Source organism: Burkholderia lata, assembly GCF_902499025.1.
Taxonomy (GTDB): Bacteria; Pseudomonadota; Gammaproteobacteria; order Burkholderiales; family Burkholderiaceae; genus Burkholderia; species Burkholderia lata_C.
In genome coordinates this window covers 40,431-56,467 of sequence record NZ_CABVPW010000052.1, presented here as the reverse complement: position 1 = coordinate 56,467, position 16,037 = coordinate 40,431, and the positions used below count along the sequence as shown (strand labels likewise).

At 67.2% G+C, this 16,037-nt stretch carries 13 protein-coding genes and 2 tRNA genes; 6 read left to right on the top strand and 9 right to left on the bottom strand.

Going from position 1 to position 16,037, the window contains the following annotated elements; genetic code table 11:
- From BDI24065_RS36205 to fdxA, 3 genes are all read right to left on the bottom strand, one after another.
- Positions 1–76 (bottom strand) — tRNA-Asn (locus BDI24065_RS36205).
- A gap of 75 nt (positions 77–151) precedes the next feature.
- Positions 152–227 (bottom strand) — tRNA-Asn (locus tag BDI24065_RS36200).
- A 103-nt stretch (positions 228–330) separates the two neighbouring features.
- Positions 331–654 carry a ferredoxin FdxA gene (gene fdxA / locus BDI24065_RS36195; protein WP_011351384.1) on the bottom strand — a complete coding sequence of 108 codons (324 nt, stop codon included), beginning with the start codon at positions 652–654 and terminating at the stop codon, positions 331–333.
- A gap of 335 nt (positions 655–989) precedes the next feature.
- On the opposite strand from fdxA, the gene pncB reads away from it, so the two are divergent.
- From pncB to rmuC, 5 genes are all read left to right on the top strand, one after another.
- Entirely contained in the window at positions 990–2,189 is a 1,200-nt protein-coding gene (gene pncB / locus BDI24065_RS36190; protein ID WP_175035204.1) for a nicotinate phosphoribosyltransferase, read from the top strand.
- An 88-nt stretch (positions 2,190–2,277) separates the two neighbouring features.
- Entirely contained in the window at positions 2,278–2,940 is a 663-nt protein-coding gene (locus BDI24065_RS36185; protein ID WP_175035203.1) for a LutC/YkgG family protein, read from the top strand.
- 43 nt (positions 2,941–2,983) lie between these two features.
- Positions 2,984–4,414, top strand: a complete 1,431-nt coding sequence (locus BDI24065_RS36180; protein ID WP_175035202.1) for a sodium:proton antiporter — start codon at positions 2,984–2,986, stop codon at positions 4,412–4,414.
- Positions 4,415–4,495: 81 nt separating this feature from the next.
- Positions 4,496–5,485: a 2-hydroxyacid dehydrogenase gene (locus tag BDI24065_RS36175; protein WP_175035201.1), complete on the top strand. Its 990-nt coding sequence runs from the start codon at positions 4,496–4,498 to the stop codon at positions 5,483–5,485.
- On the top strand, positions 5,482–6,969 hold the full coding sequence (gene rmuC / locus BDI24065_RS36170; protein ID WP_175035200.1) for a DNA recombination protein RmuC: 1,488 nt from the start codon (positions 5,482–5,484) through the stop codon (positions 6,967–6,969). The genes BDI24065_RS36175 and rmuC overlap by 4 nt, the downstream gene beginning before the upstream one ends.
- Positions 6,970–7,059: 90 nt before the next feature.
- On the opposite strand, the gene BDI24065_RS36165 is transcribed toward rmuC, so the two are convergent.
- From BDI24065_RS36165 to BDI24065_RS36140, 6 genes are all read right to left on the bottom strand, one after another.
- Complete coding sequence (locus tag BDI24065_RS36165; protein WP_175035199.1) at positions 7,060–7,545, bottom strand: GNAT family N-acetyltransferase; 486 nt, start codon at positions 7,543–7,545, stop codon at positions 7,060–7,062.
- Positions 7,542–7,817, bottom strand: a complete 276-nt coding sequence (locus BDI24065_RS36160; RefSeq protein ID WP_006476519.1) for a hypothetical protein — start codon at positions 7,815–7,817, stop codon at positions 7,542–7,544. Before BDI24065_RS36160 ends, BDI24065_RS36165 begins: the two co-directional genes overlap by 4 nt.
- 39 nt (positions 7,818–7,856) lie before the next feature.
- Complete coding sequence (gene moeA / locus BDI24065_RS36155) at positions 7,857–9,155, bottom strand: molybdopterin molybdotransferase MoeA (RefSeq protein ID WP_175035198.1); 1,299 nt, start codon at positions 9,153–9,155, stop codon at positions 7,857–7,859.
- Between the two features lie 112 nt (positions 9,156–9,267).
- Positions 9,268–9,885: a molybdenum cofactor guanylyltransferase MobA gene (gene mobA / locus BDI24065_RS36150; RefSeq protein WP_175035197.1), complete on the bottom strand. Its 618-nt coding sequence runs from the start codon at positions 9,883–9,885 to the stop codon at positions 9,268–9,270.
- 28 nt (positions 9,886–9,913) lie between these two features.
- Positions 9,914–11,026: a GTP 3',8-cyclase MoaA gene (gene moaA, locus BDI24065_RS36145; RefSeq protein ID WP_175035196.1), complete on the bottom strand. Its 1,113-nt coding sequence runs from the start codon at positions 11,024–11,026 to the stop codon at positions 9,914–9,916.
- 131 nt (positions 11,027–11,157) lie between these two features.
- Positions 11,158–14,310, bottom strand: coding sequence for an Rne/Rng family ribonuclease (locus tag BDI24065_RS36140; RefSeq protein ID WP_175035195.1), 3,153 nt, complete (start codon positions 14,308–14,310; stop codon positions 11,158–11,160).
- Between the two features lie 721 nt (positions 14,311–15,031).
- Here BDI24065_RS36140 and BDI24065_RS36135 point away from each other — a divergent pair.
- The gene (locus BDI24065_RS36135; protein WP_175035194.1) at positions 15,032–16,036 is read left to right on the top strand and encodes an RluA family pseudouridine synthase; all 1,005 of its coding nucleotides are present in this window, start codon (positions 15,032–15,034) and stop codon (positions 16,034–16,036) included.
- The last annotated feature ends 1 nt before the right edge of the window (position 16,037 follow it).

The window sequence follows — 16,037 nt, the reverse complement described above, 5'->3', positions numbered from 1 at the left end:
TGGCTCCCCGACCTGGGCTCGAACCAGGGACCTACGGATTAACAGTCCGGCGCTCTACCGACTGAGCTATCGGGGAATAAATCGGTACATCTGCATGCTTGTTTGTCTACCAGCAAAAAGCCCGTCCACTTTCAACGGGCCTTTGCGTTTTTGGCTCCCCGACCTGGGCTCGAACCAGGGACCTACGGATTAACAGTCCGGCGCTCTACCGACTGAGCTATCGGGGAACAAACAACAACAGCAGAGAAACGAGATTATATGGAGCGTTGATCAGGCCGTCAATACTTTTGAGCCGCGGCGCACAAAAAATTTTCTGCGGCCGCTGCGCGATCAGCGCTCGAGCAGGTGCAGCTTGTCCTGCACGTCCTTCCACTCGTCCGCGTCGGCCGGTGCCGGCTTGGTCTTCGTGATCGACGGCCAGTCCTTCGCCAGCTCGGCGTTCAGCGCGGTGAACTGCTGCTGGTCGCCCGGAACGTCTTCTTCGGCATAGATCGCGTTGGTCGGGCACTCGGCGACGCACACGGCGCAGTCGATGCACTCGTCCGGATCGATGGCGAGAAAGTTGGGACCTTCACGGAAGCAATCCACCGGGCACACATCCACGCAGTCCGTGTATTTGCACTTGATGCAGCCTTCGGTCACAACGTGAGTCATTAAAACGCTCCTGCTTGGCGGTATATATGGGGTGGCGTTTGCGCCAAAACCGGCATTGTAACTGAAGCGCAAAACCCGCATGGCGTGGTCGGCTATCCGGCTTATATCGTTTCGTGATTAGTTTATGGGGGCCCGCCTAGGGGCCCCCTCGGGGCGGCGCTGAAGGGACGCACCGGCGGCGGTGCGTTTCCTGCACGCCGGAACGGGCGGTGCGACCTGAGCAGGGCGGCAGGCGGTTTCACGATGGTCGGGCCCGCATTCGGGTAACATGGCCGTCAGACCGGGCGGCGCGCGGTGCGCCAGGGCCCTGTCACGATATTGGCGGTGCCGTAATCATGATCATCACTTCGCTGCTCGACACGGATCTCTACAAGTTCACGATGATGCAGGTCGTCCTGCATCACTTCCCCGCTGCAAGCGTCGAATACCGTTTCCGGTGCCGCACGCCCGGCGTCGATCTCGTGCCGTACATCGACGAGATCCGCGACGAGGTGCGCGGCCTGTGCGCGCTGCGTTTTTCCGACGTCGAACTCGACTACCTGCGGCGGATGCGCTTCATCAAGAGCGATTTCGTCGATTTCCTCGCGCTGTTCCACCTGAACGAGAAGTACATCTCGATCACGCCGTCGCCGAAGGGCAATGGCGAAATCGACATCGAGATCACGGGGCCGTGGCTGCACACGATCCTGTTCGAGATCCCGGTGCTCGCGATCGTCAACGAAGTGTATTTCCGCAATACGCAGCGCGAGCCCGACTATCGCGAAGGCCGCGAGCGGCTGCGCGAGAAGATCAAGCTGCTCGGTGCGAAGCCCGAGTTCGCCGACTGCAAGATCGCCGACTACGGCACGCGCCGGCGCTTTTCGAAGATCTGGCACGAGGAAGTGGCGCTTACGCTGCGCGACGGCCTCGGGCCGCAGTTCGCGGGCACGAGCAACGTGCTTTATGCGATGAAGCACGGCATCACGCCGCTCGGCACGATGGCGCACGAGTACCTGCAGGCATGCCAGGCGCTCGGCCCGCGGCTGCGCGATTCGCAGATCTACGGCTTCGAGATGTGGGCGAAGGAATATCGCGGCGATCTCGGGATTGCGCTGTCGGACGTCTACGGGATGGATGCGTTCCTGAACGACTTCGACATGTACTTCTGCAAGCTGTTCGACGGCGCGCGCCACGATTCGGGCGATCCGTTCGAATGGGGCGAGCGGATGCTGCGCCATTACGAGTCGAACCGTTGCGACCCGCGAACCAAGGTGCTCGTGTTCTCGGATGCGCTCGACATCCCGAAGGTCATGCAGTTGTACGAACGGTTCCGCGGCCGCTGCAAGCTCGCGTTCGGCGTCGGCACGAACCTCACCAACGATCTCGGCTACGTGCCGCTGCAGATCGTGATCAAGATGGTCCGCTGCAACGGCCAGCCGGTCGCGAAGCTGTCGGATTCGCCGGGCAAGAGCATGTGCGACGACAAGGCGTACCTCGCGTACCTGCGCCAGGTGTTCGGCATCGCGCAGCCGGTCGAGGAAGACGCGTCGAAGTAAGCGTCGGCCGAACGGCCAAAACTGCGTTGCGGCGGGGGCGGCCGGTATAATCCGACGGTATCGCCCGCCAACGTTACGAGGACCGTTCATGGACACTTCCGCTGCCCGTCGCCAGATCCTCGCGCGCATTCGCGCGGCGCAGGGGCGTGCGGCCGAACCCGATGCGGCCGAGCGCGACGGTGTTGCCGACTACCTCGCCCGTCATCCGGAGGGCCCGCGCCCGCCGGTGCCGGCCGATCTCGTCGCTGCATTCGTCGATGAAGCGGCACGCCTGTCGACGACGGTCGACGAAGTCGCGACACTTGCCGAGGTGCCGGCTGCCGCAGCCCGCTACCTTTCCGCTCACGGCCTGCCGACGCAGGCCGTCGCGTGGCGCACGCTGGCCGATTTCGACTGGGCGGGCGCAGGCCTGTCGGTCGAATGCCGCAAGCCGCACGACGGCGATCTGGTCGGCCTCACCGGCTGTTTTTGCGCAACCGCCGAAACAGGCTCGCTGGTGCTGCTGTCCGGACCCGACACCTATGCGTCGGCCGGCCTGCTGCCGGAAACACACATCGCAATCGTTCCCGCGTCGCGGATCGTCGCCGGTCATGAAGACGCATTTGCGCTGATCCGCTCGGAGCGCGGCGAATTGCCGCGTGCGGTCAATTTCGTGTCGGGCCCGTCACGCACGGGCGACATCGAGCAGACCATCGTACTGGGCGCGCACGGCCCGTACCGCGTTCATGTGATCGTCGTACGGGGCGCATGACGCGCCCGCAGCATCCACTACCATTCGAACAAGGAAGTTCTGCATGAAACGACATGCCGCCTGGGCGGGCATGGCGTCGGGGATCGCGCTTGGCGCCGTTCCCGCGCTTGCATCGGCCGCAACGCTCGACGGTGCCACGCTGTCTGCTCTCTGGGGCATCCCGTTCGCCGGGATCCTGCTGTCCATCGCACTGTTCCCGCTCGTCGCCCCGGTGTTCTGGCATCACCACTTCGGCAAGATAGCGGCCGGGTGGGCGATCGTATTCCTGATCCCGTTCGCGTTCGCGTTCGGCGCAGGCACCGCGTTCGGCACGCTCGTGCACGCACTGCTCGAGGAATACATTCCGTTCATCGTGCTGCTCACCGCGCTCTATACGGTCGCGGGCGGCATCTGCGTGAACGGCAACCTGCACGGCACGCCGAAGCTGAACACCGCGATCCTCGCGCTCGGCACGCTGCTCGCGAGCGTGATGGGCACGACGGGCGCCGCGATGCTGCTGATCCGGCCGCTGCTGCGCGCCAACGACAACCGCAAGCATGTCGTGCACGTCGTGATCTTCTTCATCTTCCTCGTCGCGAACGCAGGCGGCTCGCTGTCGCCGCTCGGCGATCCGCCTCTGTTCCTCGGTTTCCTGAATGGCGTGAGCTTCTTCTGGACGACCACGCATCTCGCGCTGCCGATGCTGTTCATCTGCGTGGTGCTGCTGACACTGTTCTTCGCGCTCGATACGTACTTCTACCGGAAGGGCGGCGAGGAGCGGCCGGTCGTGCTCGACCCGACGCCCGACAGCGACCGGTTGTCGATCGACGGCAAGATCAATTTCGTGCTGCTCGCGGCCGTGATCGGCCTGGTGCTGATGAGCGGCATCTGGAAGCCGGGCATCACGTTCGACGTGTGGGGCACGCACGTCGCGCTGCAGAACCTCGTGCGCGACGTCGCGCTCGTGGGCGTGACGCTCGCATCGCTCGCGCTGACGCCGCGCTCCGCGCGCGAGGGCAACGCGTTCAACTGGGCGCCGATCGAAGAAGTCGCGAAGCTGTTCGCGGGGATCTTCGTGACGATCGCGCCGGTGATCGTGATCCTGCGCGCCGGTGCCGACGGTGCATTCGCGCAGATCGTCCATCTCGTCACGGGGCCGGACGGCAAGCCGATCGACGCGATGTACTTCTGGGCGACGGGCATCCTGTCGTCGTTCCTCGACAACGCACCGACCTATCTCGTGTTCTTCAACCTCGCGGGCGGCGATGCCCAGTCGTTGATGACGACCGGCGCGTCGACGCTCGCCGCGATTTCCGCAGGCGCGGTGTTCATGGGCGCGAACAGCTATATCGGCAACGCGCCCAACTTCATGGTGAAGGCGATCGCCGAATCGCGCGGCGTGAAGATGCCGAGCTTCTTCGCGTATCTCGGCTGGGCGCTGGTCGTGCTGATACCGGTATTCCTGCTCACGTCGTGGCTCTTCTTCACGGCGTAAGCTGACGATTTTCAACCTAGAGCGGGCGGTCCCGGCGGCGCACGGCGCGTTGCGATCCGCCCGCGGCATGCGGAGATGGCGATGCAGAAGATCCTGGTCGCGCGTCCGATCTTTCCGGACGTGATCGAGCGGCTCAAGCAGTATTTCGACGTCGACTGGAACAACGGCGACGCACTCGCTCCCGACGCGCTCGCTGCGCGTCTGGCCGACAAGGACGGCGCGCTGACGGCCGGCGATCCAATCGGCGCGGCGGAGCTCGCGGCGGCGCCGCGCCTGCGCGTCGTGGCGAACATGGCGGTCGGCTACAACAATTTCGACATGGCCGCGTTCAACGCGTCGAACGTGCTCGGCACCAACACGCCCGACGTGCTGAACGAATCGACCGCCGATTTCGGCTGGGCGCTGATGATGGCCGCGGCACGCCGGATCGCCGAATCCGAGCACTGGCTGCGCGCCGGCCACTGGCAGAAGTGGGCATACGACGGTTTCCTCGGCAGCGACATTTACGGCTCGACGCTCGGCGTCATCGGGATGGGGCGTATCGGCCAGGCGCTGGCGCGCCGCGCGCGCGGGTTCGGGATGCAGGTGATCTATCACAACCGGTCGCGGGTCGCACCCGAGATCGAGGCCGAGCTGAATGCCGAATACGTGTCGAAGGATGCGCTGCTCGCGCGTGCCGATCACGTCGTGCTTGTGCTGCCGTACACGAAGGAGAACCATCACACGATCGGCGCGGCCGAGCTCGCGAAGATGAAGCCCACCGCGACGCTGACCAACATCGCGCGAGGCGGGATCGTCGACGACGCGGCGCTGGCCGCCGCGCTGCGCGACGGGACGATCGCCGCAGCGGGCCTCGACGTATACGAAGGCGAGCCGACGGTAAATCCGGCGCTGCTCGAGGTGCCGAACGTCGTGCTGACGCCGCATATCGCAAGCGCGACCGAAAAGACGCGCCGCGCGATGGCGAACCTCGCCGCCGACAACCTGATCGCCGCGCTGGGCGAAGGGCCGCGCGCAGGGCAGCCGCCGAATCCGATCAACCCTGACGTGATCGGGAAGTCGCGCGCATGACAATGACGTTGTTGCTTGCGGCGATCGTCGTGCTGGCTGTCGCGCTGGCGGTGGCGATCGTCGCGCTCGTGCGTGGCGGTGGCCGCCACGACGATGCGGCGGTACTGGGCGACCAGATCGAGGACGCCGCGCATGCGCAGGCGCGCGCGGTGGAGCGGCTCGAACGCGAATTGCGCGGCGAGATCGTCGAGAACGCGCGTGGCTCGCGCACCGAGCTGGCCGGCAGCTTCGCGCAGCTTCAGCAGACGCTCGCCGCGCAACTGACGAGCGTGGCGACCGTGCAGAACAACCAGATCGAGGGTTTCGCACAGCAGCTCGGCAAGCTCGTTGCCGGCAATGCGCAGCAGTTCGACGCGATGCGCGAGAGCGTGCAGCGTCAGGCGCAGCAGGCGCGCGAGGAGCAGACGGGCGCACTCAGGCTGTTCGGCGACACGTTGAACCGGCAGCTCACGCAGCTGACCGAGGCGAACGACCGCCGGATCGGCGAGGTACGCGCGACGCTCGAACATCGGCTGAAGGAAATCGAGACCAACAACGCGGCAAAGCTCGAGGAGATGCGCCGTACCGTCGACGAGAAGCTGCATGCGACGCTCGAGCAGCGGCTCGGCGAATCGTTCAAGCTCGTGTCGGACCGGCTCGAGCAGGTGCATCGCGGGCTTGGCGAGATGCAGACGCTCGCGGCGGGCGTCGGCGACCTGAAGAAGGTGCTGACCAACGTGAAGACACGCGGCACCTGGGGCGAAGTGCAGCTCGAGGCGCTCCTCGAGCAGATGCTGACGCCCGAGCAGTACGCGAAGAACGTCGCGACGGTGCCGAAGAGCAGCGAGCGCGTCGAGTTCGCGATCCGGCTGCCGGGGCGCGAGGCCGGCACACGCGACGCGCCGCCCGTGTGGCTGCCGATCGATGCGAAATTCCCGCGCGAAGACTACGAGCGGCTGATCGATGCGCAGGAGCGCGCCGATGCGGTGGCGGTGGAGGAGGCGGCCCGCGCGCTCGAGGCGCGCGTGCGGCTGGAGGCGCGCACGATCGCCGAGAAGTACGTCGCGCCGCCGCACACGACCGATTTCGCGCTGCTGTTCCTGCCGACCGAAGGGCTCTATGCGGAGATCCTGCGTCGCCCGGGGCTGACCGACCTGTTGCAGCGCGACTATCGCGTGACGGTTGCCGGCCCGACGACGCTTACCGCACTGTTGAACAGCCTGCAGATGGGCTTCCGCACGCTCGCGATCGAGCAACGGTCGAGCGAGGTGTGGCAGGTGCTCGGCGCGGTGAAGACGGAGTTCGGCAAGTTCGGCGATGTGCTAGCGCGCACGAAGTCGCAGCTCGAAACGGTCACCCGCTCGATCGAGGCCGCAGAGCAGCGCACGCGCGTGATGAACCGCAAGCTGAAGCAGGTCGAGGCATTGCCGGGCGACACGGCGGCCGGGCTGCTCGGTGCGGAAGGATCCGATGGTGCCGATGGTGCCGATGCGGACGACGCATGACGTACACGGTCGACATCGGCCGGAAAGTAAAAACGGGCGCCGCGGCGCCCGTTTTCTTTTGAAGCGATGGCCGGCGTGGCCGGCCCGCGATCAATGCCCGGCGAGCGTATCCAGTGCGTCGCCCGTGACGCGGACGATGCGCCAGTCGGGCAGCACGGTTGCGCCCATCTTTTCGTAGAAATCGATCGCTGGCTGGTTCCAGTCGAGAACCGACCATTCGAAGCGAGCGCAACGGCGCTCGACGGCCAATGCCGCGAGGTGACGCAGCATCGCGGTGCCGAGGCCCGTACCGCGCTGCGACGGCTGCACGTACAGATCCTCGAGATAGAGGCCGCGACGGCCGAGGAACGTCGAGTAATTGTGGAAGAACAGTGCATACGCGACGATCGCGCCGCCGTGTTCGGCCACTCGCGCCTCGGCGGCAGGCTGCGCGCCGAACAGCGCGTCGGCGAGATCGGCCTCGGTCGCGACGAACAGGTGCGCGAGCTTCTCGAACTCGGCCAGCTCGCGCATCAGCGCGAGGATCGCGCCGACGTCGCGCGCCTGGGCCGCGCGGATCAGCGGTGTGCCGCTCACGCTTCCTCCGGCGGATCGGACAGCACGATCTCGATGCCGCCGAAGCGCGATGCGACCCAGTTGTACGCGTGGCACGCGATCCACAGCAGCACGAAGCCGAGGATGGCGTTCAGCAGCAGCGCGCTCAGGATCGTGCTCAGTTCGACCATCCCGTAGCGGATGTATGCGACGAGAATGCCGAGCAGCACGATCGGCACGCTGAACGTCAGGTAGACGAGGATCAGCGCCTTTGCGGTTTGCCCCGCGGCGATCGACGAAATTTGTTTCTTCATGTGCGGATTGCCCCCGTAGAGATATACCGATAGTGGAATTCAGATCAGGCCGTCGAACGGCAGGATGTCGACCGGGGTGCCCGCGTCGACTGCCGCGGTATCGTGGCCCAGGACGATGAAACAGTTGGCGGCCGAGAGGCCGCTCAGCGACGCGGAACTCTGCGAGCCGGCCGGTGCGACGTGCCAATGACCGTCGGCGGCGCGTGTTGCGATGCCGCGCAGGTAGTCGGTGCGGCCCGGACGCGTTTTCAGCACCTGCGTGCTGAGTGCCGTATGCATTGCCGGCGGCTGGGCCTGCGCGCCGGCCAGCGTCAGCAGCGCGGGGCGCACGATCGCGTAGAACGTCACGGCAGACGCGACCGGGTTACCGGGCAGCCCGAAGAACAGCGTGTGGCCGGCGCCTTCGGCTGCGCGTGCGAGCGTGCCGCACGCGAGCGGCCGGCCGGGACGCAGCGCGAGGCTCGCGAACGTCACGTCGCCAAGCCGGGCCATGACGTCGCGCGTGAAGTCGGCTTCGCCGACCGATACGCCGCCCGACGTGATCACCGCGTCGGCCTGCGCGGCGATGGCGTCGCGCAGTGCGGCTTCGAGCGCGGCCGGGTCGTCGCGGACGATCCCGAGATCGACCGCGTCGACGCGCAGCCTTTCGAGCATCGCGATCAGCATCCCGCGATTGCTGTCGTACAGTGCGCCGGGCCCGAGCGGCTCGCCGGGCTCGCGCAGTTCGTCGCCGGTGGAGAACACGGCGACGCGCACGTGCCGGCGCACCGCAACTTCGGTGATGCCGAACGACGCAAGCAGGCCGAGATCGGACGGCCGCAGGATGCGGCCGGCGGCGAGCGCGCAAGCGCCGCGCGCGAGATCCTCGCCGGCCTTGCGGCAGTTCGCGCCACGCGCGATATCGTGCGCGGCGAAGTGGATCGTGTCGCCGTCGACGCGCACGCGTTCCTGCGGAATCACCGTGTCGCAGCCGGCCGGCATCGGCGCGCCCGTCATGATGCGCACGCACGATCCGGCCGCGACGGCGCCGTCGAACGGATGGCCTGCGAGCGCCGTGCCGGCGACCGTCAGCGCGACGTCGGCTTGCGGCGATGCGTGCGTGCCCGTGCTGCCGTCGAACGCATAGCCGTCCATCGCCGAGTTGTCGTACGCGGGAATGTCGAACGGCGCGTTCACGTCGGCCGCGAGCACGCGGTCGAGCGCATCGCGCAGCGTCACCGTGTCACACGCGTCGACGGGCACCGCGAAGCGGCACGCGAGCGCCTGCGCGTCGGCGAGCGACAGCGGGGCATCGGAATCGGGTGCGGTTCGAGGGGCGGGCGAGGATTGCGTGATCATCAGTCGGACTGCGCCGCAAGGCGTATCGGGTTCGTGGCCGGTGGCGCGAGGAGGGTGCCTGGGCGCGGGTTTCGCGTGTGGCGGGCGCCGGGCGGGAACCGTACGGGCGCCGTCAGCGGCGGGCCAGCGCGGCGAGTTCCTGCCAGGAGTTGGCATTGTAAAACGCACGCTCGTCGCGAAACTCGACTTCGACCGTCTTGTGGCGTGCGTACCACGCACGCACCTTGCGGTCGCCGGCCGCGAGCCGCGCGGCGAGATCGTCGGCCAGCGACGTGCGCAGCAGCGCGAACGTCGGCTGTGGCGAGCGCACTTGCTGTGCGTCGACGGTCACTGCCATGGCGATGTCGGCCTGCTGCGCGTCGAGCGCCGCCTGCAGCCGTGCAACGAGGTCGGCGGGCAGATAGGGCGTGTCACACGGCGAGCACGCGACGAGCGGTGCGCATGCCGCCCGCATGCCGGCGAGCAGGCCCGCGAGCGGGCCGGGAAAGTCAGGAGTTTCGTCCGCGACGATGCGCGCGTCGAACGGCGCACCGAGTTCGGCATAGCGATCGGCATGGCGATTCGCGCTGATCAGCGTCTCGTCGACCTGCGGCGAGAGCCGGCGCAGCACGTGCAGCGCGAGCGGCGTGCCGTCGAGCAACTGCAGGCCCTTGTCGACGCCGTCCATGCGCGTGGCGCGCCCGCCTGCTAGCAGCAGGCCGGCGATCGAGGGAGAGGCGGAAGCGGGCATCGTGAGAAGGTGGGAAGGGCAGCGTGCGTCAGCCGCCGATATACGACATCTCGACCCGCTTGCCGGCGCCGTCGGGCCGGGCCTCGGCGGACGCGCTGCCGCGCAGTTGCGAATAGCGGTCGGTGCGGGCCTGCCAGATGCGGGCGATCGCGGTCGCGATCTCGGCGTCGCTCGCGCCGCCGCGCACGAGCGCGCGCAGGTCGTGGCCCGTCGATGCGAACAGGCACAGGTACAGCTTGCCTTCGGTCGACAGCCGCGCACGCGTACAGTCGCCGCAGAAGGCCTGCGTGACGCTCGAAATCACGCCGATCTCGCCGCTGCCGTCCGCATAGCCCCAGCGTTGCGCGGTTTCCGCCGCCGTGTGCGGCTCGAGCGGTACGAGCGGGAAGTGTTCGGCGAGCCGTGCGATGACGTCCGCCGACGGCAGCACCTCGGTCATGTTCCAGCCGTTCGACGTGCCGACGTCCATGTATTCGATGAAGCGCAGGATCACGCCGGTGCCGCGGAAACGCTCGGCCATCGGCAGGATCTCGCTGTCGTTGGTGCCGCGTTTCACGACCATGTTGACCTTGACCGGCGCGAGGCCCACGGCCTGGGCGGCGAAGATGCCGTCGAGCACGTCGGCGCTCGCGAACTCGGCATCGTTCATGCGCTTGAACAACGTATCGTCGAGTGCGTCGAGGCTGACCGTCACGCGCGTGAGCCCGGCGTCCTTCAGCGCACGCGCCTTGCGCGCAAGCAGCGAACCGTTGGTCGTGAGCGTCAGGTCGAGCGGGCGGCCGTCATGCGTCGTCAGGCGGGCGAGGCGCTCGATCAGGAATTCGAGATTCTTGCGCAGCAGCGGTTCGCCACCGGTGATGCGGATCTTTTCGACGCCGTGTGCGACAAAGAGTCGCGCCACGCGTTCGATTTCCTCGTGCGTGAGCAGCGCGCTATGCGGCAGGAACGGGTAGTCCTTGTCGAAGACGGCGCGCGGCATGCAGTACACGCAGCGGAAGTTGCAGCGATCCGTCACCGAAATGCGCAGGTCGCGCAGCGGCCTGGCGAACGTGTCGGCCAGCGTGCCGTCCGGGGCATGCGCGACGCCGGAGACGTCCGGCATCCCGCTGACGTCGGCTAGAGGAATGATGCGTCGGGACATGTTGAAAGAAGTGCGAACCAGACCTCTATTTTAGCCGCAAGCGGCGGGTCGGTCCGGTGGGCGGAAACCCGCAGCGCGGACGTGAAAAAGCCCGCCGGAGGCGGGCTTTTCCTGGTCGGACGATGCGTCGATCAGTGATGCGTCGTTTCGACCTGCTGCATCGGGGCCGTATCGGCCGGCGGCAGCGCCTTGCGTTCGCGCGGCACGCGAGCCGGGCGCGGGAGGTGCGACGCGGCTTCCTGTGCAGCGGCGAACTTGCCGGCGTCCGTGTTCACCCAGACGAGACCGGCCTGCTCCAGCACGACATCCAGGCTCGCCGAAGCGGGCGCGGCTGCCGGTTGGGCGGGAGCCGGAGCCGGTGCCGGCGCGGCGACGGCCTCGACCGGCGCTGCTTCGACATGGGCCGGCTCGGCAGCCACCGTAGCGGCTTCCGTCGTCACGGCCGGTGCGGCTTGCTCGACGGGTGCCGGCTGCGGTGCCTCGACAGCGACAGGCGCGGCCGGCACTTCGAACGCGTCCGTCGGCGAAACGGCGACCGGAGCCGGACCGGCTTCGGTATCGACGGCCGGTGCGACCGGTGCCGGTTCTGCTGCCTGGGCGACAACGGCTGCTTCGACCGGCGCTGCTTCGACGTGTACCGGTGCCGGCTGCGGCTCGACAGCGGCCGGTGCTACCGGTTCGGCATGATGCTCGACCACGGCTTCGGCGACGACGGCGCTTGCCGCGGCGGCTGCCACGACGACTGCCGGTGCGGCCGTGTGGGCCGGTTCGGCAGCAGCCGGTGCTTCCGGCGTCACCGCTTGCACGGTGGCTTCGCCCTCTGCGCCTTGCTCGGCGTGGTCGACGACTGCGCCGTCTTCCTCGCGCTCGCGACGACCGCCACGGCGGCCGCGACGGCGACGGCGGCGTTCCTCGCCATCACGCGCGACGGCTTCCGCGTCGGCTGCCAGCTCGGCGCCGGGCAGTGCTTCTGCGAGGGCCTCGTCGGTTTCCGGTTCCGGATGCGTTTCGCCACGGGTGACGGTTTCGAGCGTAGCCGCATGCTGGGTCGGCTTGCGGCGCTCGCCGCGCTCGCGACGTTCGCCGCGTTCCTGGCGCTCGCCACGACCGGCTGCGTCGACGCCTTCCGGCTGCTCGGCACGCTCGCGCGGTTCGCGGTTTTCACGCGGTTCACGCGGCTCACGGCTTTCACGCGGCTCGCGACCTTCGCGCGGGGCACGGCCCTCGCGACCCTCACGGCCTTCGCGGTTCTCGCGACCTTCACGCGGTTCACGAGCCTCGCGCGGTTCGCGGCCTTCACGCGGCTCACGTGCTTCACGCGGTTCGCGTGCTTCCTTGCCTTCGCGTTCCTGGCGTTGCGGCTGGCCACGGCCTGCTGCAGCCTGGTCGCGGCCGCCTTGCGCCTGCTGGGCGCCGCCGCGACGGTTGCGGTTGCGATCGCCGCCGCGTTCGCCGCGTTGCTCGGACTTCTCGGTGCGTTCGCCGCGAGCCGGACGGGCTGCCTGCTCCTTCGCCGGTGCCGGAGCAACCGGTGCGGGCGCCGGAGCCGGCGACACGCCGAACAGGCCCTTCAGCCAGCCGATGAAGCCGCCGCTTGCCGCGGCGACAGGCGCGGGTGCCGGAACGGGCTCGACCGGACGCTGCGGCGCCGGGGTCGGGGCCGGACGCTCGGGCGTGATGCCCTTGACCGCGGCTTCCTGCTTCGGCTTCACTTCTGCCGTGCGCTTGCTGTAGCCGGTTTCCGACTCGAGTTCGCGTGCTGCTTCCTCGGCCATCTTCCAGGACGCGCGCGGATCGTCGAGACGTGCGTCGTCGTGACGCAGGCGCTCGAGCTTGTAGTGCGGCGTATCGAGGTGCTTGTTCGGGATCAGCACGATGCCGACCTTGAAGCGCGACTCGATCTTGTTGATTTCCTGACGCTTTTCGTTGAGCAGGAAGGCGGTCACCTCGACCGGCACCTGGCAGTGGATCGCCGCGGTGTTTTCCTTCATCGCTTCTTCCTGAATGATCCGCAGGACCTGCAGTGCGGACGATTCGGTGTCGCGGATGTGGCCGGTGCCGTTACAGCGCGGGCAGGTCACGTGGCTGCCTTCCGACAGGGCCGGACGCAGGCGCTGGCGCGACAGTTCCATCAGGCCGAAGCGGGAGATCTTGCCCATCTGGACGCGCGCACGGTCGTGCTTGAGCGCGTCTTTCAGGCGCTGCTCGACTTCGCGCTGGCTCTTCGCCGATTCCATGTCGATGAAATCGATCACGATCAGGCCGCCGAGGTCGCGCAGGCGCAGCTGGCGGGCGACTTCGTCGGCCGCTTCGAGGTTCGTGCGGGTTGCCGTTTCCTCGATGTCCGCGCCCTTGGTGGCACGCGCCGAGTTCACGTCGATCGCGACGAGCGCTTCGGTGTGGTCGATCACGATCGCGCCGCCCGACGGCAGCGGAACCGTGCGCGAGTACGCGGTCTCGATCTGGTGCTCGATCTGGAAGCGGGAGAACAGCGGCACGTCGTCGTGGTAGCGCTTCACCTTCGCGACGTTGTCCGGCATCACGATGTCCATGAATGCGCGGGCCTGATCGTGGATCTCGTTCGTATCGATCAGGATTTCGCCGATGTCGGGCTGGAAATAGTCCCGGATCGCGCGGATCACGAGGCTCGATTCCAGGTAGATCAGCATCGGCTGGCCGGCGTTGCCGCTTTGCGACGCCGCTTCGATCGCGCGCCACAGTTGCAGCAGGTAGTTCAGGTCCCACTGCAGTTCCTCGGCGCTGCGGCCGATGCCCGCGGTACGGGCGATCATGCTCATGCCGTCCGGGATCTGCAGTTGTGCCATCGTCTCGCGCAGTTCCTGACGCTCGTCGCCTTCGATCCGGCGCGACACGCCGCCGCCGCGCGGGTTGTTCGGCATCAGCACCAGATAACGGCCGGCGAGCGAGATGAACGTGGTGAGGGCAGCGCCCTTGTTGCCGCGCTCTTCCTTCTCGACCTGGACGATGAGCTCCTGGCCTTCACGCAGGGCATCCTGAATGCGCGCGGAGCGCATGTCGATGCCTTCCTTGAAGTACTGGCGGGCGACTTCCTTGAACGGCAGGAAGCCGTGGCGGTCTTCGCCGTAATTGACGAAGCACGCTTCGAGCGACGGCTCGATACGGGTGATGACACCTTTGTAGATATTGCCTTTGCGCTGTTCGCGCCCGGCTGTCTCGATGTCGATGTCGATGAGCTTTTGCCCGTCGACGATGGCGACGCGCAGCTCCTCCTGCTGCGTCGCATTGAACAGCATGCGTTTCATGAACGGCTCCAGGCGGCTCTGCTGGCGGCGCCTCGCGGTTGTCAGTCGCGAAGGCGGGAACGACGGCAGGCCGCGCCTTGTTGTGTTGTCACAAGCACGCTGGAGCGGGAACGATGGCGGGGAGAATTGCCTGAAGAGGCGCTTGGGCCCGAAAGACGGGGCCGGCGGCCGTAGGGCACCTGCGAATACGGTTTCAAAGCACGGCGTTCACACACCGCACGCTGCAGAAGCGCGCTAAGCCTGAGTCCGGGCATTGCCACGGGCGCGCGCAATGCGTCGCGCGCGCCGACGGGCGGCAGATGCTGCGGCTTGGGCCGCAGCGGGGAGTATCGAATCCAGCCCGACTTTCCCGCTTGGGGTGTACTTCCCTGGTTTGACGTCGCCAAGCCCCGCACGCTTCGCGGGACCAAATCGGGCGCAACGCCGTAATTTTCGCAACCGGCAGCTTGCGGACGCACTTCGCGCCGTCGGGCTGCCGATCAAATTCTTTTCAACCAACTTTCCGTTACCGCGGCGCCTTGCCGACCGAATCCGCCTGTGGGCGCGATCCTTGCCGACGGGCGGCGCCGTGCGTGCAACTTGCTGCTTCTCTTTGATTAGGGGTGAGCAGCAGACCCCCGGCGCAAGTAAAATAACGGTTTGCGCTTGCGCCTTGCCCGGTTAGTCCGGGCCGGCCGGTGAGGCCGCCCGCAACGTCAGGCTGGGCAAAATTATATTCAGTATGAACGAGTTAGGCAAAATATCCCAGAATTCGGTCGCAAGCGGCCAGGTATCGATGCTCGAGATCGACGAAAGCTCGGTCGGTCAGCGTATCGACAACTTCCTGTTGCGCGTCTGTAAAGGCGTGCCGAAAAGCCATATTTACCGGATCCTGCGCAGCGGCGAGGTGCGCGTGAATAAGGGTCGGGTCGATGCGCAGTACCGGCTCGCGTTCGGCGACATCGTCCGCGTGCCGCCCGTGCGCGTGGCCGCAGCCGACCTCGCGCGTGCCGAAGCCACGATCGTGCCGCCCGCGCACTTCGACGTGCTGTTCGAGGACGACGCGATGCTCGTCATCAACAAGCCGGCCGGGGTCGCGGTCCACGGCGGCAGCGGCGTCGCGTTCGGCGTGATCGAGCAGATGCGCCAGGCGCGCCCGCGCGCGAAATTCCTCGAGCTCGTGCACCGGCTCGACCGCGAGACGTCCGGGATCCTGATGCTCGCGAAGAAGCGCACGGCGCTGGTGGGCCTGCACGAACAGATTCGCGAGAACAAGATGGACAAGCGCTACTTCGCGTGCGTCCACGGCGAATGGCAGCCCGACTGGGGCCGCCGCCGCACGGTGAAGGCACCGCTGTTCAAGTATTCGACCCCGGAAGGGGAGCGCCGCGTGCGCGTGCAGGACGACGGGCTGCCGTCGCACACGGTGTTCAACCTCGTCGACCTTTGGCCCGAGTACGCGCTTCTCGAAGCGGAACTCAAAACGGGTCGGACCCATCAGATCCGTGTGCACCTCGCGCATCTTGGCCTGCCGATCGCCGGCGACGCCAAGTATGGCGATTTCGCACTGAACAAGGCGCTGGCGCGCGCGAATGCGCAGCCGTCGTTGAAACGGATGTTCCTGCATGCGTACCGGCTGCGGCTCGCCCACCCGCTGACCGGCGAGGCGCTGCAGTTCGATGCGCCGCTGCCGGACGAATGCCGGCGCTTTCTCGACCAACTCAGCGCACTGCGCGATACCGCCTGAA